Annotated in this window: 11 protein-coding genes and 1 CRISPR repeat array (1 of these 12 only partly in view); of the genes, 4 read left to right on the top strand and 7 right to left on the bottom strand. The window is 46.7% G+C overall.

Going from position 1 to position 20,764, the window contains the following annotated elements; all coding sequences use genetic code 11:
* Nucleotides 1-3,804: direct repeats of the CRISPR family, unit length 47 nt; unit sequence GTTGTGATTTGCTTTCAAATTATGTGGTAGCTTCGGTTACAGACAAC; it reaches 471 nt to the left of the window's first position.
* A gap of 91 nt (nt 3,805-3,895) precedes the next feature.
* From cas2 to BC349_RS18785, 4 genes are all read right to left on the bottom strand, one after another.
* A complete protein-coding gene (gene cas2 / locus BC349_RS18800) occupies nt 3,896-4,231 on the bottom strand; it encodes a CRISPR-associated endonuclease Cas2 (RefSeq protein ID WP_246457062.1) in 336 nt (111 codons plus the stop codon).
* Nucleotides 4,224-5,129 carry a type II CRISPR-associated endonuclease Cas1 gene (gene cas1 / locus BC349_RS18795; RefSeq protein WP_187258338.1) on the bottom strand — a complete coding sequence of 302 codons (906 nt, stop codon included), beginning with the start codon at nt 5,127-5,129 and terminating at the stop codon, nt 4,224-4,226. Before cas1 ends, cas2 begins: the two co-directional genes overlap by 8 nt.
* Before the next feature lie 111 nt (nt 5,130-5,240).
* Nucleotides 5,241-9,842 (bottom strand): type II CRISPR RNA-guided endonuclease Cas9, encoded by a 4,602-nt coding sequence (gene cas9 / locus BC349_RS18790; protein WP_187258337.1) that lies wholly within the window; start codon nt 9,840-9,842, stop codon nt 5,241-5,243.
* Nucleotides 9,843-10,172: 330 nt separating this feature from the next.
* On the bottom strand, nt 10,173-10,445 hold the full coding sequence (locus BC349_RS18785; RefSeq protein WP_187258336.1) for a DUF4242 domain-containing protein: 273 nt from the start codon (nt 10,443-10,445) through the stop codon (nt 10,173-10,175).
* A gap of 238 nt (nt 10,446-10,683) precedes the next feature.
* Here BC349_RS18785 and katG point away from each other — a divergent pair, with 238 nt between their 5' ends.
* The gene (gene katG, locus BC349_RS18780; protein ID WP_187258335.1) at nt 10,684-12,924 is read left to right on the top strand and encodes a catalase/peroxidase HPI; all 2,241 of its coding nucleotides are present in this window, start codon (nt 10,684-10,686) and stop codon (nt 12,922-12,924) included.
* A gap of 44 nt (nt 12,925-12,968) precedes the next feature.
* Here katG and BC349_RS18775 read toward each other — a convergent pair whose 3' ends face one another.
* Nucleotides 12,969-13,757 (bottom strand): PhzF family phenazine biosynthesis protein, encoded by a 789-nt coding sequence (locus BC349_RS18775; RefSeq protein ID WP_187258334.1) that lies wholly within the window; start codon nt 13,755-13,757, stop codon nt 12,969-12,971.
* A gap of 30 nt (nt 13,758-13,787) precedes the next feature.
* The gene (locus BC349_RS18770) at nt 13,788-15,077 is read right to left on the bottom strand and encodes a hypothetical protein (protein WP_187258333.1); all 1,290 of its coding nucleotides are present in this window, start codon (nt 15,075-15,077) and stop codon (nt 13,788-13,790) included.
* 115 nt (nt 15,078-15,192) lie between these two features.
* Between BC349_RS18770 and BC349_RS18765 the strand changes: the two genes are divergently transcribed.
* On the top strand, nt 15,193-16,053 hold the full coding sequence (locus BC349_RS18765; protein ID WP_187258332.1) for a class I SAM-dependent methyltransferase: 861 nt from the start codon (nt 15,193-15,195) through the stop codon (nt 16,051-16,053).
* Between the two features lie 255 nt (nt 16,054-16,308).
* Here the strand turns inward: BC349_RS18765 and BC349_RS18760 are convergent, their stop codons facing one another.
* On the bottom strand, nt 16,309-17,781 hold the full coding sequence (locus BC349_RS18760) for a sulfatase family protein (protein ID WP_187258331.1): 1,473 nt from the start codon (nt 17,779-17,781) through the stop codon (nt 16,309-16,311).
* A gap of 125 nt (nt 17,782-17,906) precedes the next feature.
* Here BC349_RS18760 and BC349_RS18755 point away from each other — a divergent pair, with 125 nt between their 5' ends.
* Nucleotides 17,907-18,815, top strand: coding sequence for a S66 peptidase family protein (locus tag BC349_RS18755; protein WP_187258330.1), 909 nt, complete (start codon nt 17,907-17,909; stop codon nt 18,813-18,815).
* Between the two features lie 82 nt (nt 18,816-18,897).
* Complete coding sequence (locus tag BC349_RS18750) at nt 18,898-20,763, top strand: phosphoenolpyruvate carboxykinase (GTP) (RefSeq protein WP_187258329.1); 1,866 nt, start codon at nt 18,898-18,900, stop codon at nt 20,761-20,763.
* Nucleotide 20,764: the final 1 nt, after the last annotated feature.

Below are 20,764 nucleotides of genomic sequence, written 5' to 3'. Positions count from 1 at the left end.
GCTTTCAAATTATGTGGTAGCTTCGGTTACAGACAACAGGTTTGCCCTTGGGTCGGCCTGGAGGTCAGTTGTGATTTGCTTTCAAATTATGTGGTAGCTTCGGTTACAGACAACTTTTTCTTCATATTTATGATGTTCATGTTGTTGTGATTTGCTTTCAAATTATGTGGTAGCTTCGGTTACAGACAACGCCGAAGAGTTGAGCAGCCTGAAAGCCACAGTTGTGATTTGCTTTCAAATTATGTGGTAGCTTCGGTTACAGACAACATCATAACGTTGATACGCTGTTTAGCCTGAGTTGTGATTTGCTTTCAAATTATGTGGTAGCTTCGGTTACAGACAACAGTTGGGTATAGGATTCGATGATACAGGTAGTTGTGATTTGCTTTCAAATTATGTGGTAGCTTCGGTTACAGACAACTCTTTGTGCGGTACTCACCTTCATAAACCTGTTGTGATTTGCTTTCAAATTATGTGGTAGCTTCGGTTACAGACAACCTGTCAGGTAATTCCCTTATCTGACTACCCGTTGTGATTTGCTTTCAAATTATGTGGTAGCTTCGGTTACAGACAACATAAGCACCGGCGGGGTAAGGACATACAGCGTTGTGATTTGCTTTCAAATTATGTGGTAGCTTCGGTTACAGACAACGCTGGCATTAAGGAGGGCCAGGGTGATAGCGTTGTGATTTGCTTTCAAATTATGTGGTAGCTTCGGTTACAGACAACCTCAGAGTTGTACTATCAGGATGGCATCTAGTTGTGATTTGCTTTCAAATTATGTGGTAGCTTCGGTTACAGACAACGTTAAGGCGGCGCGCAGATATGCGAGGCATGTTGTGATTTGCTTTCAAATTATGTGGTAGCTTCGGTTACAGACAACAAACCTTGTGGCATGGGATTCAACACAGTTGTTGTGATTTGCTTTCAAATTATGTGGTAGCTTCGGTTACAGACAACCCTGACCCGTTGCTAGCTTAGCACCTGAGGTTGTGATTTGCTTTCAAATTATGTGGTAGCTTCGGTTACAGACAACGCACATCTCCTGTGAGGCTTACTGACCTGAGTTGTGATTTGCTTTCAAATTATGTGGTAGCTTCGGTTACAGACAACATGCGTAATCCTATCCCGTTGCGGCATATCGTTGTGATTTGCTTTCAAATTATGTGGTAGCTTCGGTTACAGACAACCAGAATTCCAGCGTCTGGAGGCGGTGCTTGTTGTGATTTGCTTTCAAATTATGTGGTAGCTTCGGTTACAGACAACCACTCGTATTGGTGGTTTGTGTGAGCGCGTGTTGTGATTTGCTTTCAAATTATGTGGTAGCTTCGGTTACAGACAACTGAGAGGGCATATTTCAATAGACATACCAAGTTGTGATTTGCTTTCAAATTATGTGGTAGCTTCGGTTACAGACAACATGATGATTGGCAGCATTTGCTCTGCCTACGTTGTGATTTGCTTTCAAATTATGTGGTAGCTTCGGTTACAGACAACGCAAGGCAGTATTGATATTGGTACACCGCAGTTGTGATTTGCTTTCAAATTATGTGGTAGCTTCGGTTACAGACAACCGTATGCGGATGATCCAGTAATTAAGCAGAGTTGTGATTTGCTTTCAAATTATGTGGTAGCTTCGGTTACAGACAACAGTGGAAGGACAGCAACGGAAATCAAGTGGTTGTGATTTGCTTTCAAATTATGTGGTAGCTTCGGTTACAGACAACCGTGTTGTGGATAGTTCAGCTACCGGCACGGTTGTGATTTGCTTTCAAATTATGTGGTAGCTTCGGTTACAGACAACGATATGCAGGGGCAGACTATGAGGGGTATAGTTGTGATTTGCTTTCAAATTATGTGGTAGCTTCGGTTACAGACAACTCGTACACAACGATTGCGTAATGGAAAGTAGTTGTGATTTGCTTTCAAATTATGTGGTAGCTTCGGTTACAGACAACTTGATCTTCAGCGACTGGTTGCCGAACCTGGTTGTGATTTGCTTTCAAATTATGTGGTAGCTTCGGTTACAGACAACGTGATCGGAGAAAAGGCCGCTGCCACAGCGGTTGTGATTTGCTTTCAAATTATGTGGTAGCTTCGGTTACAGACAACAAATACCTGCTGGAAGATATAGGCTTGTGCGTTGTGATTTGCTTTCAAATTATGTGGTAGCTTCGGTTACAGACAACCAAGAAGGCGAAGAAGATAGAGAACAATATGTTGTGATTTGCTTTCAAATTATGTGGTAGCTTCGGTTACAGACAACCTATGTAGGCTTATGCCCGTTCCATAATGAGTTGTGATTTGCTTTCAAATTATGTGGTAGCTTCGGTTACAGACAACACGGTATTACGGTGTACAGGAACTTCGATGTTGTGATTTGCTTTCAAATTATGTGGTAGCTTCGGTTACAGACAACCATCCCTGCACCATTGCAGTTGCAGTAGGGGTTGTGATTTGCTTTCAAATTATGTGGTAGCTTCGGTTACAGACAACAATTATATTCGAGTTGGATGGCAGCGACGAGTTGTGATTTGCTTTCAAATTATGTGGTAGCTTCGGTTACAGACAACTACACAATTCAGGCATCAACCTCTCATCCTGTTGTGATTTGCTTTCAAATTATGTGGTAGCTTCGGTTACAGACAACCCTTCAGTTGAGCGTACTCCTGCTCAAATGGTTGTGATTTGCTTTCAAATTATGTGGTAGCTTCGGTTACAGACAACCCATTCCAGTTGTTTTCAAGTATGGAAGACGTTGTGATTTGCTTTCAAATTATGTGGTAGCTTCGGTTACAGACAACTAGCTAAGAATGTTGGAATTGACAGATCCAGTTGTGATTTGCTTTCAAATTATGTGGTAGCTTCGGTTACAGACAACGTTGTCTTTGATGCCTAATTTCCGGGCAAGTTGTGATTTGCTTTCAAATTATGTGGTAGCTTCGGTTACAGACAACTCTGTAATTGCTTTTGCGCCTGCGTTTCAGTTGTGATTTGCTTTCAAATTATGTGGTAGCTTCGGTTACAGACAACTATTGTAGAATTACTCTTTTCGCGCCTGTGGTTGTGATTTGCTTTCAAATTATGTGGTAGCTTCGGTTACAGACAACCAACCCCGCCGAACTACGGGAATGGGCGACCGTTGTGATTTGCTTTCAAATTATGTGGTAGCTTCGGTTACAGACAACTGTGGAGTATAGGTAGAGTTATAATGTGCTGTTGTGATTTGCTTTCAAATTATGTGGTAGCTTCGGTTACAGACAACTCCAGAAGCAGTTAGAAGAGTTGTCCAAGTGTTGTGATTTGCTTTCAAATTATGTGGTAGCTTCGGTTACAGACAACAGAAGGTGCGGGCGTTACTGATCGCAAACAGTTGTGATTTGCTTTCAAATTATGTGGTAGCTTCGGTTACAGACAACACCCGTGCATAAAGTCATGAGTGACGCGTAGTTGTGATTTGCTTTCAAATTATGTGGTAGCTTCGGTTACAGACAACTATACTAAACTCAACACTACCAAGGTTGGCGTTGTGATTTGCTTTCAAATTATGTGGTAGCTTCGGTTACAGACAACCCAGGGGATGCGTGAGAAGATCGAACAAGGGTTGTGATTTGCTTTCAAATTATGTGGTAGCTTCGGTTACAGACAACATGCCGAACGTGAACAGCAGGAGCAGAAGAGTTGTGATTTGCTTTCAAATTATGTGGTAGCTTCGGTTACAGACAACTACAGCTAACCTATTCACATGGCTTGCAGAGTTGTGATTTGCTTTCAAATTATGTGGTAGCTTCGGTTACAGACAACACGAATGCTGCAAGCTGGTGAAAATCAGCGCTTTAATGCCTAAAACAGGATTGAAAAAATGCGAGTAATGACCATTTTTTCAATCCTGTTTTTAAAACATTTCCAGTTGGGTGGCAGCATCAGGTGTTTTAATTGGCTCCACTCCCCGGAATACTTCCATCATCCCAAATTGCTTGTCGGTGATGCTCATTATAACCACATGCCCCTTATTGGGAAGTAGTTTTTTTACCCTGGACACATGCGCATCCGCATTTTCCCGACTCATACAGTGCCGGAAATAGATGCTCCACTGGAAAAGTTCGAATCCATCCTGCATAATATCCTTGCGGAACCGGGTATAGCGCTTTCGGTCCCGCTTGGTTACGGTAGGAAGATCAAAAAATACAATTACCCACATGATCCGATAAGCATTTAAGCGGTCAAACATTTGTTTCCAGTTCTGGATATATGATTTTTTTGGCTTTACCCTCAAAACAGCGCGCCAGGGAGGCTGTTGTTCTCTGGATCGAAGCCATCATGGGACTTTTCCTGCCCTCAACCAAAACATCCATTTGCGGGATTTTCAATAATTCTGCCCGCATTGACGGGGTCATTTCCAGGTATTGGCCATTTTGCCGGATGATCCGGCATACTATCAAATCTACAAAGGGGCGGAAAGGCTCCATGATGTCATCAGCCAGGCAATAGGCATTGTATTGGTTCCGATGGTGTATGCCAAGGGTAGGCAGCAACCCGGATCCTGTCAGGCTCCGGGCAACCATTGCCCTTAAAATCGCATAACCATAGTTGAGTAAATTATTCGGAGGAGGGCCATGCCGCTCCCGGCGAAAGGATAAATATTCCGGAAATACCTGCTTCCAGTAGCTGGCCGCCGCCTGTGCTTCGTGGTTTTCAGCATCTCCGCTCTTTACCTGTTGAACTAAATGACGCAGGGCCTTGCCAGAAATGCGCTGGTTTTCCAGAACGGATGCCTGGTTCTGGATTTTACTCATTACAGTTTGCTGCCAGAGTTGCTTTTTTAAAGGTACGGAAGCATCAATCTGAGCCTGGAATTTCTGGGATTGCAAATTATTGCCATCGAGGTTTAACATCAGGCCCACAGGATGGTGGGTCTGGTCGCAGGTGATTAGTGCTGTATTATTTTCAAGGAGTTTGGCAATGGCAACCTGAGTAATAACAATCTGCTGGTTGTCTAAAATAATATAACCAATGTCTTCTATTGGTATCTGCCTGATTTCCCCGCTTTCGCGTAACTCAATCTTTAACTGTTCATTTTCCACACGCAAATAAGCCGGGTTGCCAAAGTACAATGTGCGTTTGACCATAGTTCCGGGTGTTGGGATTTCAAAATGAATATTGGAGCTATGGTTAAAACGTGTGGATAAATAAAAAATTGCTCTGGCAATTTGTTAGGCCAGAGCAATTTAAACGGGGGTCTATTCAATAGTAATATTCCCTAGCCTGTCGTTGGAAATCTTCCAACAACAGGATTTTATCATGGAGCCATCAATTGCCTTTTCCATTTTATTTAAACTAGAGAACTCTACTTTATCTATAATTGAAGTTGCAACGTCCTGCTTTAAACAAAACATTCTATTTCCAGTACAACTCACCATCTTATACACCCGATCCACATTCAGCTTTTCCCCTTCCGAAACCTTCGGTTTCCCCCCTGCCTGTATTTCATCTTCCGTGGGTACATATATGAGGTCATTCGGCGACAAATCAAACAAAAGACGATCCCCATTTTCATTTATTTCCGGTACAGGGGTGAGTCCTTGGCGCAAGCGTTCGATGACAATGTTTAAGGGAATACTTTCGTAGGTTCTGCCTCCAGTCCCTGTTTGGTACACACCAAAATACAGGTTGGTTCCTTTTGCCGCCTCTACAAATTTGCTTCGTTTGTTTGCCTTTTCACCTACCGGAAATTTGTTGCCCTTAGGTTCGTATACCCTCACCTTTTCAATTGGCTGGTGATCCTTTCCATTGTTAATTGTGCGCATGTTTGCATTCATCTCCTCAATCCCTTCCGGTGAAAATGCAATGGTTTCCGGAGAAATGGGTTTTCCGTTCTCATCCTGCCTGCCTTTGTAATTCTCCAAATGCCTGGTGAGGATTTTCTGAATCCCGGTATCTGTAATTGATTGTATGCCTTCTTCATTGAAACTGGTGTCCAGGGTCTTCCTGCTGGCAACCAGTTCGTTCTCCCAATACCATACTTCCAATCTTGAAATGGATTGTCCCTTCCATTCCATTTGCATGGTTTTTAACTGGGACTGAATTTTTTTCTTGTCGTAGCCCTGTTGCTGCAGGGATTGCAGGTATTTACGGAACTCCGCGTCAACAATAGACCCGATATCGTCCAACGCTGTTGAAATTGAAACCATTTTCTTCTTTCGAAGTCTTACGGCACCAAATACTGTGTCCTTGTGCAGTGGCTTACGAATGGCTTTTGCTTCCCCTTTTGTCTGCTTTTCAATGGCACGGACCAACTCTCCATTTTGTAACTCCCACCTGGTATAGCGATTACTGGTATTGTTGAGGACCCTCAGGTTTTTCTTATAACTGATTACTATTCCCTGCAAAGTCAAGGCTGCATCAGCAGTGAAACTTTCCCATGGTTTCTTGAATATCCATTCGTAACCATCTTTGTTGTCTGAGTTTTTGCGCTTATAACACAAAGTCGATCTTAAATCATATCGGGTGCCATTTTGAGTCTCTCCATTTTTTTGTCCACGCCTGGCATTTGTATTGTTCAGGTAGTTGACATGGCTCCGGGTGGCGCATGCAATTACCAGTGCATCCAGCGCATGATGCCGGTGATCAATTCTTTTTTTATTAAATCCTGCTGCGAATTCCAGGGGTACGGTCGGCAGCCATTTCTGGTGCTGCTGATTCCAGGCAAGGAACTGGTCAGTTTTCAACAATACATTCAATCGTTCAAATCTAGGCACCAGCATCTCATTCCAGATATCGTTTAATCCCCAATCCTGTCTGAGCGCGGAAGTTACTTTTCCGCTTACCTGGATTATGTTTTTGGAGTTGACGCCTTCATCATTTTCATCGGCCCTCACAATGTTGGACAAAACCTGGGAAATAAGTTTACTGATATATCTGGTGTCATTTAACTGCCGCTCAGTCATCTCCTCTGGAATGTCTTCCATCAGCAGCTTTCTTTTTTTCACAGGATTAGAGGCGTAATGTTGTTGTACAAACTCCTTGTACTCCTCAGGGGTGAAGATTTTAACTTTTTTGTTGAATCCTAATTCAACAATTTGCCCCTGTTTTTCCTGAATAAATGCATAGCCGGTAAGATTGTCCTTAAGCTTGTTTACCGCAGCTTCGCAAATAACCTTATTACTCAAACTGTCATCAAAGTAGCTGGCTTTTGGGATTATATGCTCTATTTGATATTCTGGCGTGAATAGTTTACTTAGGGGGATTACCTGTCCTGTATAGGGTGATCTGTATTTCTGTTCCAGCCAGAGCCGGTACCGTCTTAGATCGGCTGCACCAGGTTGCGCCGTTTTGGAAATCTTCAAAATTTCCGGATCCACTTCAATTCCCGAGCGCAATACACCTTCCTCATATATCTTAAGTATTTCTTGTTGCATAGGGGAGTAAGGGCGGACATTTTCTACCTGCCCCGATTGCTGCATTTCAACCAGCAAATGTTTGATTCGGTAATTGGTGGCTTCGTTTTCCGAAATCTGGTCCGTCATGCGTTTTCTCTCGTCATTGGTTTGTTTCAGGTCCCGCCCTAACTCAATGTGAATCTCATCAAAAAATCCGGCTGCACCTTTTCCATAATGCATCCAGATATCCCTCACTACACGCATACTTTCCAAAACAATCTGCTCCACTATCATGTTTCGGAGGCTGTATTGTTTAAATTCCTTCAACCACTGATCTATATCAGCAATGCTGTTCCATTTTCCGGCAGAGTCTGCCTCAGAGTGCCTGTCGTATATTACATACTTTGCCAGCCATTCAGGTAATCCCTGGAAATCAGCATCTGCTTGCAGGTGAATTGATTTTTTGCGTACTTCCTCACGGATGTTTTCATCGTATTCTCCGGTTTGAATTTTTTCAATGCGATTTCTGGTTGCTGCATCAATTCTGTCAAAACTCCAATATTTTCCAAGCCTTAGCAGGGGTAAAAATTTCTTGATCGCCTTTTCAGAATAGGATCCATATGAACTTTCGAACGGAGGGGTTTTTTTAAATGCCTCATAAAAGTTGTCAGGATTCAGGTCATAACGGTTGGCGAAGCTGCGGAGTGCTTTTCCAAATGCCTCTTTGTCATTTATTGAGTAAATAATATGCCACAGGTGATATAACTTTTCATCGTCAAGAAATGCCTCCGGTTGATCTAGGCATTTGTTGAGCCTGCCAAGGATCATGGCTCTTGTTTCATTGCCTGGATAAATTTTACCTTCTACATAGTTCCACCGAATTGCTGCTATTTCAAGATTTAATTGCTTCCCTTTTAACCCTTGTTGACTTAATAGAAATTTTAGCAACTTCTCCTGGGTGATTTCTTTCTGGTTGTTGAGGTATTCAAATAATTTTTCCTTTTGTTCAATACTCCCCAGAAATTCTGAAGTTCGGTCTGTTTCATCTTCTTTTTTATAGATTCTCAGATCGTGCATCCATTTCCATAGCCTGAACTCCTGGTAGTATGGGTTAGATCTTGGTCCAGCTTTCAGGGGATATAACGCTGGTTTGCCATCAATATATACCAGTTGCCCTTTTTCATCCCGGGAGGGTCTGAATTCAAGCGAACAGTTACCAACTGTTGATTTTTTGCTTCGCAGCGGGCGTTGGTAAAAGATGATATCCTCCGCCAATAAGTATGCAAAATTCTTATTCGATAATAATTCCTGATGGGGTTGATTCTGCTTGTACAATTCATTGATACATTGCTGTAGCAGTTCAGTATCTTTTAATTCTTTGTGAAACCTGGATTGTGTTTCCAAAATACGGTGCAGTTCATCACGGTAGTATTTCCGTTCAATTGTCCTCACCAGTTTCCCCTTGATTTTTACCCGGGGTTGTGCCAGTAGGGTGTCGAATATGTATGCGCCAACTGTTTTTCCTGAGATTTCGATATCATGCTCTGTTTTCTTTTTCAAAAGCGTCCAATCCTCCGGACCAGGTGCCCTGAAGCTTCTTTTTACCTGCCCATCGCGATCAAGTTTGGGAGAGCCATCTGCTTCCAGGTCAGTAGTTACAATAAAATCCCTTGTTTTGCCCTTCCAGTCGAATAATGGTGTTTTGCTGGAGCGTCGGTATATCCATCCGTTGCTTAACGTCAGGGCATACCAGGTTTCCCCTTTTCGACCTGGTTCCGGATCTGCCTGTACATCGGTTATGAGCAGGCTATGAAACTGCACATCTTTATTAGGCTGCTCTTCTTCCTCTTCTCCGCGCGCCTGATAGTATCCTCTCTTTTGATTAAAATGCAATAGGAGCCAGGCTAGTTCTTCTTTTTCAATTTTTTCAGTTAGTGCTTTTTTTCTCAGGTAATAAATTGTCCAGTCGTAGGGTATATTTCGTTGAGATCCATCTTCTTTTAGTAACAATTCTGGATTTTGTACTCCAAATTGTTCCAGCATCTCCTGGTATGCTGTCTTGAAGATAAAATGGTGCTGAAATTTCTGCAATGCTTCATTCCATTCTTTGCGGTAGGCTATTTTGGGTTCTGTATCATTCAGGAACTGTCCTGGCCGTTGGTTGAAATCCAAACCTTCCTTAAAGTGGGAAGGGAGAAAACCCATGAGATTTAAAACACGATGTAAACGTTCCCTGCGTAGGATATGCCGTTGGCGGAGGCGGCGCATCATTCTCAACCTGGTTCTTTCTGCTGTCTGGGAAACAGTATTACCTTTGCCAAAATCGCCCAGGAGATCCTGGCTCATGGGGATGATCCGGGACCCCATACCTGTTATGTTTCCCTTATCTTCCGATTTGCTGTAATTAATTAGCGCCCACCCAATACTGTTAGTTCCAAGGTCAAGACCCAGAATGTTTTTCATTAGTTTAAGGTTTAGGTACTAAATATATAAAATTGTCTATTTAAAAAAATGTTTTGACCGGTACTTGCTTTTTTGAAATGTAAGTTTTACTTTAGTTCCTGAAAGCAAATCACAATAAGGATTATTCCGTTGTGAAAACATTCAAGGTGGCGAGAGTCGCCTTTTTTTGTGCCCGTAGGTTTGGACAAAAAAATCACCTCCTGCTGGAGATAATAACGGTGATGCCAAACCGATGAATGATGGGAAACTCATCGGTTTGGTGGTAGAAAATTATAAAATTAGTGGTATTATTATCAGCTATCTGGCACTGGCCAGTAAAGCAATCCCACCTTATTCCGCTGTTGTCGGATCAATCATATATTTCACCTCGCTCACAGAATTGGCGGGAAATCCACCCTGCTTCGCATGCTCCCGTACCATCTCTTCATTGGGGGCTATATACACACAATAAATTTTATCTCCCGTTACATAACTGTGGACCCATTGGATCTGCGGACCGAGTTTGCTTAACACCCCACAGGAGGTCTGGGAAATGGCTTTTAACTGCTCCGGACTCAGATTGCCGGCACCCGGAATTTCCCTTTCAATTACATACTTAGGCATGGTATAGGTTTTGATGTTTCAAATGACCAGGAGCAGGGCCGGATTGGTTCCATAAGTTACCAATTATTACAGGATACACGAATTATTTTTATAATATCCTGATACACGAAGGCCGGTTTCCGATAGATATTATCTATGAGTTAATCAAGTAAATAGATAAACCTTTTGTTGATTTCATCGATACATTTGCCTTAGCTTCCTGAAACAATCACGATTGCAAACAGATAATTCTAATAACATGAGCACACCCACAGATCCCAAATCTCACGATGTCAACAGCGCAGGTGATATCAGTAAATGCCCCTTCCACAATGGCTCCATGAAGCCCGTGGCAGGCAGCGGCACAGGCAACCGCGACTGGTGGCCCAACCAGCTGAAACTGAACATCCTTCGCCAGCACTCCCCCCTGTCTAACCCCATGGGTGAGGACTTCAACTACGCAGAAGCTTTCAAGTCCCTCGACCTCGACGCCGTTAAAAAGGACATTGTCGAACTGATGACCACTTCACAGGACTGGTGGCCCGCCGACTGGGGTCACTACGGCCCCATGTTCATCCGCATGGCCTGGCACAGTGCGGGTACTTACCGCATTCACGACGGTCGCGGTGGCGCCGGCACCGGCAACCAGCGTTTCGCACCCCTGAACAGCTGGCCCGATAACGTAAACCTCGACAAAGCACGCCTCCTGCTCTGGCCCATCAAGCAGAAATACGGCAATAAGATTTCGTGGGCCGACCTGATGATCCTCACCGGCAACTGCGCCCTCGAATCCATGGGCTTCAAGACCTTCGGATTCGGTGGTGGCCGCGAAGACATCTGGCAGCCGGAGGAAGATATTTACTGGGGTTCCGAAAAGGAATGGCTGGGCGATGAACGCTATTCAGGCGAGCGCGACCTGGAGAACCCCCTGGCGGCTGTCCAGATGGGTTTGATCTATGTAAACCCTGAAGGTCCCAATGGCAATCCCGACCCGATCGCCGCAGCCCGCGATATCCGCGAAACCTTCGGCCGCATGGCTATGAACGATTATGAAACCGTGGCCCTGATCGCAGGCGGACATACGTTTGGTAAGGCCCACGGCGCAGCAGACCCGTCCAAATATGTGGGTAAGGAACCGGCTGCAGCAGGATTAGAAGAAATGAACCTGGGCTGGAAAAACAGCTACGGTACCGGTAATGCCGGATATACCATAACCAGCGGCCTGGAAGGCGCCTGGACTTCCACTCCCACCAAGTGGAGCAACAACTATTTCTGGAATCTCTTCGGATACGAATGGGAACTCACCAAAAGCCCTGCCGGCGCACACCAGTGGAGGCCCAAACATGGTATGGGCGCAGATTCTGTTCCCGATGCGCACGACCCGAACAAGCGCCATGCTCCCATGATGTTCACTACCGACATCGCCCTGAGAATGGATCCCGCTTACGAAAAGATCTCCCGCCATTTTTACGAGAACCCCGATGAGTTCGCCGATGCTTTCGCCCGCGCCTGGTTCAAACTGACCCACCGCGACATGGGCCCGCGTGCCCGCTATCTCGGAAAGGAAGTGCCTGCAGAAGAACTGATCTGGCAGGATCCGATTCCGGCAGTTACCCACGATCTGATTAACGAACAGGATATCGAAGCCCTGAAAGGAAAGATCCTGGCTTCCGGCCACTCTGTATCCGAGCTGGTATCTACTGCCTGGGCATCCGCTTCCACCTTCCGTGGTTCCGATAAGCGCGGCGGTGCCAATGGCGCCCGCATCCGCCTGGCTCCCCAGAAGTTCTGGGCGGTGAACAATCCGTCGCAGTTGGGTAAAGTGCTGGATACCCTGGAAGCCATCCAGAATGAATTCAACGGTGCGCAGTCCGGCAATAAGCGTGTGTCCATCGCCGATCTGATTGTGCTGGCTGGTTCCGCTGCCATTGAACAGGCTGCCCGCAATGCCGGACAGGAGGTGAAGGTTCCCTTTACACCTGGTCGTGCAGATGCTTCGCAGGAGCAGACCGATGTGGATTCCTTCGCAGTGCTGGAGCCACTGGCCGATGCTTTCCGCAATTATATCAAGCCCCGCGTTCCGGTGATGTCTGAGGAATTACTGGTGGACAAAGCGCAGTTGCTGACCCTCTCTGCCCCCGAAATGACTGTCCTGCTGGGTGGTATGCGGGTGCTGAACACCAACTTCGACGGGTCACAGCACGGTGTATTCACCAAAACGCCTGAATCACTCACCAATGACTTCTTTGTTAACCTGCTGGACCTGGGCACCACCTGGAAAGCTACTTCAGAATCGCAGCAGGTATTTGAAGGCCGTTGCCGCAAGACGGGTGAGCTGAAATGGACCGGTACACGTGCCGACCTGATCTTCGGTTCCAACAGCGAACTGAGGGCCATTGCGGAAGTGTATGGTTCTTCAGACTCTAAGGAGAAATTCCTCCGTGACTTTGTTGCAGCCTGGACCAAAGTGATGAACCTAGATCGTTTCGACATGGCTTAAGATCAAAAGCTGTCAATAGAAAAGTGGCCCGGATCCGGGCCACTTTAATTTATATATATATCGCCTTTTAAATACAGTTTGCCTTTGCCGCATATTTCAACCCTGTCATCTTTCAAGCTACACTTCAGATAACCCTTGCGGGAAGAAAGCTGAATGGCGCTTAGCTCTTTCTTACCAAGTTGATTTGCCCAGTATGGGGTTAAGGTTGTGTGGGCTGAACCAGTTACCGGATCTTCGTTTACCCCAACCTGCGGTCCAAAAAATCTTGACACAAAATCCACCTCCTTTCCTTTTGCGGTAATGATTACTCCGCGTGCATTTAATTTTTCTATTTTGTCCAGTCTCGGATGTATTGTTGCAATGTCAGTTTCGTTTTCAAATACCAATAAATAATCGGTTTTGCCTTTAAAGGCGGAAATCGGTTGCAGGTCAAAACAATCCCTGATGGCGTCAGAGATTTCCACTTCATCATACATATCTACGGGAAAGTCGAGTGTCAGGAAATCGCTGTCTTTGGTCACCGTTAATTTTCCGCTTCTGGGCGAATAAAAGTGAATAATATTTCCAGGGTGATTTTCCTGATGGAAAAGTACATAAGCGGCGGCCAGGGTGGCATGTCCGCAAAGATCAACTTCCGTGGTTGGCGTAAACCACCGGATTTGGATCTGCCGGTCTTCTTTTACATAAAAAGCGGTTTCTGCCAGGTTGTTCTCCATGGCGATGTTCTGCAGTATTTCATCCGGCAGCCATTCAGTGAGGGGACAAACTGCGGCCGGGTTGCCGGAAAAAACCTTATCTGAAAACGCGTCTACCTGATATATTTTGATTGACATGAATGGGGTGTTTTGCATTAAAGGATAACATCATTTTCCTCCCTTCTCAAACTCAATAATATAGGTTGAAAAATATTTCCCGAGATCGGAATACTTAAAGAACAGCCTGGCTTTTTTGCCGACCCGCAGGCTGGTGCGTTTGCTGCGGATGTCCTCCTCCGTATTCATGGGCTGAAGGGATGGATACCAGAGTACATGTCCGGGTTTCTCCAGCAGCTTCTGCGGCTTCGACCATGCCTGGGAGTTAGTGCCCGTGCCGAGGTCCTTATGTTCGTTGAATGAGATGTACAATTCATCGCCCACCCAGGATTGTCCTTCCACTCTTCCCATCATCATGACCCAACATTCGAGGTATTCATTCCAACTGACGGATGGACCCCAGTGAAATCCGCCGCCTGGGGAGGATGCGGGTCCGCCGCCTTCAGAAACCGGTATCTGCAGGGAAGCTACTGGCTTGCCAATGCCATCCCAGTCAGCAGTAAATCCGGAGCCGTCCCAGCGCTTCGCTTTTCCCTGCGGATCGTCCAGGTCCGATATGGCAATCCTGGCCACACTGATGCACTGTCCGCCCCGTTCCAGTTGCGGATCATAAGTGGATGAATCATAAACACCCGGATAACCATATTCGCCATAGAACAGGTAGAGATAATCTCCCACGGCCACCGCAGAGGGATCACCCACACCACCACCGAAGGTTTTGGAAGTGTTGTGCGGTTTCAGGATCATGCGCGGCTGTTTGTCTTCCAGGAAAAGCCCGCGGTTATCCCAGCTCCAGCCGCCATCAATGGATTTCATGATGCCGATGCGGCACACTGCCGCCGGGGTGATCCTCTCCGTTAGTCCCAGAGGCCAGTGCCGGTCGATATAACCTTCACCTGTAACCGAATCGTATGGAAGTGTTTCAGGATAGTTTTCGTTGTGATAAATGGCATAAAGGGTTTTGCCACTGGCATCTTTGCTGTCCTGGTGCACGGTTTCAAACCATACCGCGCCATGCAGGCCCGCCTGCCCAACGGCCGCGTTCTGTGGCAGTAACGGTGCCGTATAAGCGGCGGCAGGTTGTGAAAATGTTTCATCGGCATGACGACCGCTTGCAAATTTCAGGTCATGTGCGGCGCCCCAGACAGGGTCTTCGCCGTATTTGCCGGGAAAGATGCGGAAGGTGTCGCCGATCCAGGCTTCCGCCATATTGCAGTCCACGAAATTGTTGAAATGAAAGGTGTCGGTGTCAATGAGCCGGAAGGATATTCCCTTTTCGTTTTGGCATGCTGAGAAAGCGATGAACAGCGTCAGGACAGCGACAAGTTTAAATCCAGGCATGGGTAAAATGTTTATACAACTAAATTAAATTGTATATTTATTACCAGCCTTCTTTTCCCTGCCATAGATATTACCCTTTGGATCTGTACATCTTTTAACCTTCAACTATTAAGTTATGCCGGAAACAACTTCTCTTCAGGGTGGTGCTGCATCCCCTTCTGCCAGCAATCCCAATAAAGTATTATGGGAAAAAGGTGACTTCACCCGTATCGCAGAAACCATGCGTGAAAGTGGAGCCCAACTGGTTTCAGATATTGGAATTGTCCCGGGTATTAAAGTGCTTGACCTTGGTTGCGGCGATGGAACCACCGCCATACCGGCTGCCCGGCTGGGTGCCCGGGTATTAGGGATTGATATTGCCCGGAACCTGGTGGCGGCAGGAAACGCCCGCATCCAGGAGGAGAGATTAAACGATATCAGCATCAGGGAGGGCGACTGTACGGATCTGCAAGGATTGCCGGATAATGAATTTGATGTGGTGATGAGCATCTTTGGCGCCATGTTCGCTCCCCGGCCTTTTGACGTGGCCAGGGAAATGGTACGGGTTACCCGTCCGGGCGGACGCATCATCATGGGTAACTGGATACCGGGCGATCCAACAATGGTGGCGCAACTGTTAAAGATCAGTTCTTCCTATGCACCACCACCTCCGGAAGGCTTTATTAGTCCCATGACCTGGGGGGTGGAGACGAATGTAAGGGAGCGTTTCACTGCAGCGGGTATTCCGGAAGAAAATATTTCTTTTCAAAAAGACAGCTTCAGATTTCAGGCTCCTATTTCGGCTTCCGAATTTTTAAACAGGTTCAGGCATTATTATGGTCCAACCATGAACGCATTTGAAGCGGCCGAAAAAAATGGCAAAGCCGAAGCACTGCAACAGGAACTGGAGGTTTTATTCAACCAGCACAACAGGAGCAAGGATGAAAATACACTGGATGTTCCGGCAACCTTTCTGCGTGTTACAGTAAAAAAGTGATGGGGCTGAACAGTTTAATTACCTGTTTAAGTTTGGTCACATACCTCAGGGCATTGTGCAAAGGAATAATGTAATCGTTGTGCCCATTGATAACCTTGATTGAAATCCGGCTTCTGTATCCAGCGGGCCTGTAGAAATCTACAGCTGCGGGCAATTTAAATGTTTGGGTTTTATCTTTAAGGATCTGTACTTTTTACCGTTGACAAGATAAGTTCATATAATCCCCGGATTCATGAAACTGTCAAGGATTATTTCTTAATTTTTCAAAAGTCCGGCCGGTCTGACAGATGTTCCGGTTGCTTTCGTTAATCCATCACCCAATTCTTTTCTGTATTGATCCGCTTTGCTGTTCAACTCTTCAGCCACCTTCGGATACAGCGCCAGCACATTTCGGTCCTCACCCGGATCTGTCCACAAATCAAATAATGCCAATTTCACCGAATCGGTTCCATATTTTCCGGGATAGCCATCTTTCCCTATAACTGCCGGCGGTCCATATGTTTGTGACAGGGCCGGGAACACCAATTTGTAACGATGGTTGCGAATGGCTTTGAGATTGTTTTTATCATAATAATATACAAACTCATTTCGCCCGATGGTAGTGGTTCTGCCCAATAGAACATTCGCCATATCAATGCCATCAATTTTTTGCTGAGGTGACGGCGCTCCGCATAAACTGGCGAGTGTGGGCAGGATTTCCATGGTGGTGGCTAATTGATTATTTACTACTCCGGCGGGTAATTTTCCTTTCCAGCTCATAATGCAGGGAACTTTTACTCCGCCTTCCCAGGCTGTTCCTTTTCCTTCGCGCAATCCGCCGGTGTTACCCGCATGGTTTCCGAATGTTAACCAGGGGCCATTGTCACTGGTGAAAATCACCAGGGTGTTTTCCAGTAATTTATTCTCCTCCAGCGTTTTCAATATAATGCCTACCGACCAGTCAACTTCTTCCATTACATCACCAAATAATCCGCCTTTGCTTTTGCCTTTGAATCTTTCGCTTGCGGCAAGTGGCACATGCACCATTGGATGGGCCAGGTAAAAAAAGAACGGATTGTTTTTGTTGGTCTGAATGAATTGAACCGCCCGCTCTGTAAACATTCTGGTCAGCTTAGACTGATCCTCCAGTGTTCGGATATATCCAACGGCTTTGTTTCCTTCTATCAGTGGCAATACAGGATAGGTTGATCGGTAGCTGGTGCTGTCTGTCCAGGGTGTTCCGTCATAATACACCGGCCACATATCATTGGAGTAGGGGATTCCCAAAAATTCATCAAACCCGTGCTGCAGGGGGAGGTATGGTTCTACATGACCCAGGTGCCACTTCCCTGCCATACCGGTTTTATAGCCGTTTTTTTTCAGTAGTTCAGGGATGGTTTCCTCCGATTGATTCAGCCCGAAACCTGCATTATGATCGATGGCTCCGGATATTCCGATGCGTGTTGGATAACAACCGGTAAGCAGGGCGCTTCTCGATGCACTGCAAACTGCCTGCGCGGCATAAAAATTGGAAAATCGTATTCCTGTATTGGCAAGCCTGTCAATGTTTGGTGTCTGATAAGGTCCGCCTCCGTAACAAACGGGATCACCATATCCCATATCATCCATAAAGATTAAAATGACATTGGGTTTGTCAGGAACAGGTTGAATGTTTTTATGGAGTTTGGAAGGGTTAAACGATACCAGTATAGTACAAACGAAAAACAGTGGAAGGTTGATCGGTCGCATTTGGTCACTATTTTTATGAAGGTAAGTATTAACCTTGCGTGATATCGCGGCTATTTTAGCGACCTGCATTATATTTGTCAGGCACTTGATGCACATGATGCACATGATGTCAGACACCTGAATTTATGACCTTACCTCCCTACCTCTCCAAAGGCGATACGATCGGACTGGTTTGCCCGGCCGGGTTCATGGCGCCGGAAAAATGGCAGACCTGTGTGGGACAATTGCTGGAATGGGGTTTCCAGGTGAAACTGGGCAGCACGATGACCAGCGAATCCGCCAACTATTTCTCCGGAACAGACCAGGAAAGACTGGACGATCTCCAGACTATGCTCGATGATCCCAACATTAAAGCCATCCTCTGTGGAAGGGGAGGATACGGTGTTGGCCGTATCATCGATCAAATTAACTTTAAGGCCTTCCGGAAACATCCCAAATGGATCATAGGATTCAGCGACATCACGGTGCTGCACGCCCATATCAACCGCAACCTCAAAATTGCAACTCTGCACGCACCCATGGCCGCTGCGTTTAATGATGGTGGTTATGAGAACGAATTTGTGCAATCACTCAGGAAGGTATTGACCGGTGAAAAGTGCCGCTATACTGCCGCGGCCCATCACCTGAACAATCCGGGTGTGGCAAAAGGCCGGCTGATCGGTGGTAATCTCACCCTGATCGCCCACCTGGTAGGAACGCCATCCGCCTACAAGACAAAGGATAGGATCCTCTTCCTGGAAGATGTGGGAGAACAACTTTACAACATCGATCGCATGATGTTTCAACTGAAAAGGGCAGGGGTGCTGGATCAACTGGCCGGACTGATATTCGGTGGCTTCACGGATAACAAGGATACGGATCGTCCATTCGGACAGTCCGTTGAAGAGATCCTACATCATGCCGTCAGCGGCTATCGGTTTCCGGTATGCTTTAACTTCCCGGTGAGTCACGAAAAAGAAAACTATGCGCTTAAAGTGGGAGCGGAGTATCGGCTCGAAGTCAAAAATCATGAAGTAATCTTACAAGAATCATAACGCGATTAGTAGCAGGTCAGAAATTTTTGGTTAACAGGCTGTGATATTTGTTACGTAGTATCAAAACCAACACACCATTACTATGGCACTCAAAAGCAACTTTTCGCAGTTCAAGTCATCTGCGATCCTAAGTGAGATCGAGAACTGGGCCAAACAGATTGCGGCCCAGTGTGAAGCCGATCACATCCATCTCTGTGATGGTTCCCAGAAAGAATATGACGACCTCTGTAATCTCCTGGTGAAAAAGGGAACATTCATTCGGCTCAACCAGGAAAAGCGTCCTAACAGTTTTGCCTGTTTCAGCGATCCCAGTGATGTGGCCCGCGTGGAAGACAAGACCTTTATCTGCAGCCGCCTGCAGGAAAATGCCGGTCCCACCAACAACTGGATGGCGCCCGCCCAGATGAAGAAAATCCTCAACAACCTGCTCGATGGCTCCATGAAGGGCCGCACACTTTACGTGATTCCCTTCTGCATGGGTCCCCTGGGCTCTCCCTTATCCCGGTATGGGGTACAGATCACCGATTCCGAATACGTAGTGGTCAACATGCGCATCATGACCCGTATGGGGGAACAGGTGCTGCCACATATCAGCAAACATTATGTGAAATGCCTGCATTCCGTGGGCGCACCGCTGGAACCCGGACAAAAAGACGTGTCCTGGCCCTGTAATCCGGATGTAAAATACATCTCCCATTTCCCTGAAGACCGGCTGATCATTTCCTATGGCTCCGGTTACGGCGGCAATGCCCTGATGGGTAAGAAATGTTTCGCCCTGCGCATCGCCTCCGTGATGGGTAAGGAAGAAGGCTGGCTGGCCGAACACATGCTGATCCTGGGTGTGAAAGCTCCCGATGGGCAGAAGACCTACGTGGCATCGGCCTTTCCCAGCGCCTGCGGCAAGACCAACTTCGCCATGATGATCCCACCGAAAGAATTTGAGGGCTGGAAAGTAACCACAGTGGGTGACGACATCGCCTGGATTCATAAGGGTAAGGACGGCAGGCTTTATGCCATCAACCCCGAAGCCGGCTATTTCGGTGTGGCTCCCGGCACTAACTTCAAGACCAACCCCAACGCGATGGAATCCATCCGCGCCAATACCATCTTCACCAACGTGGCTCTTACACCCGATGGCGATGTATGGTGGGAAGGAATGACCAAGGAAATTCCAGCCGGACTCACCGACTGGCACGGCAAACCCTGGGATCCATCCAGCGGTAAACCGGCCGCTCACCCGAACTCGCGTTTCACTGCGCCGGCCCACCAGAACCCCGCCATTGACGATGCCTGGGAAACACCGGAAGGCGTGCCCATCGCCGGATTTATTTTCGGGGGCAGACGCAGTACCACCGTTCCGCTGGTGTACCAATCCTTCAACTGGAACTTCGGCGTGTACATGGCCACTACCATGGGCAGTGAAATGACCGCCGCCGCTTTCGGGGACATCGGCAAAGTACGCCAGGACCCCTTTGCCATGCTGCCCTTCATCGGCTACCATATCGGCGATTATGTGAACCACTGGTTGCAGTTCGGCCGCAACCTGCCCAATGCCCCGAGGATATTCGGTGTGAACTGGTTCCGTAAGGATGAGAACGGTCAGTTCCTCTGGCCCGGTTTCGGCCAGAATATCCGCGTGTTGCAGTGGATCGTGAACCGCATCAATGGCAGGGCCAGCGCAGTGGAAAGTCCCATCGGCTGGATGCCCCGCTTCGAAGACCTCGACTGGACCGGTATGGAAGATTTCTCCGTGGCCGATTTCGATAAAATCATGTCAGTGGACCGTGAACCCTGGAAAAAAGAGCTGCTCTCCCATGAAGAACTCTTCTCCAGGATGTACGACAAACTGCCGAAAGAATTCTTCTTCATGCGCGAACTCATGCTCTCCTCACTGTGGCGCTCACCCGAACATTGGGGACAACAGCCGGAGAGGGCGGAACATCATTAAA

The organism is Flavihumibacter stibioxidans (genome assembly GCF_014332695.1).
In the GTDB taxonomy this organism is placed as follows: domain Bacteria; phylum Bacteroidota; class Bacteroidia; order Chitinophagales; family Chitinophagaceae; genus Flavihumibacter; species Flavihumibacter stibioxidans.
Note: the sequence above shows the minus strand (reverse complement) of the source record. Positions and strands in the feature narration are given on the sequence as shown.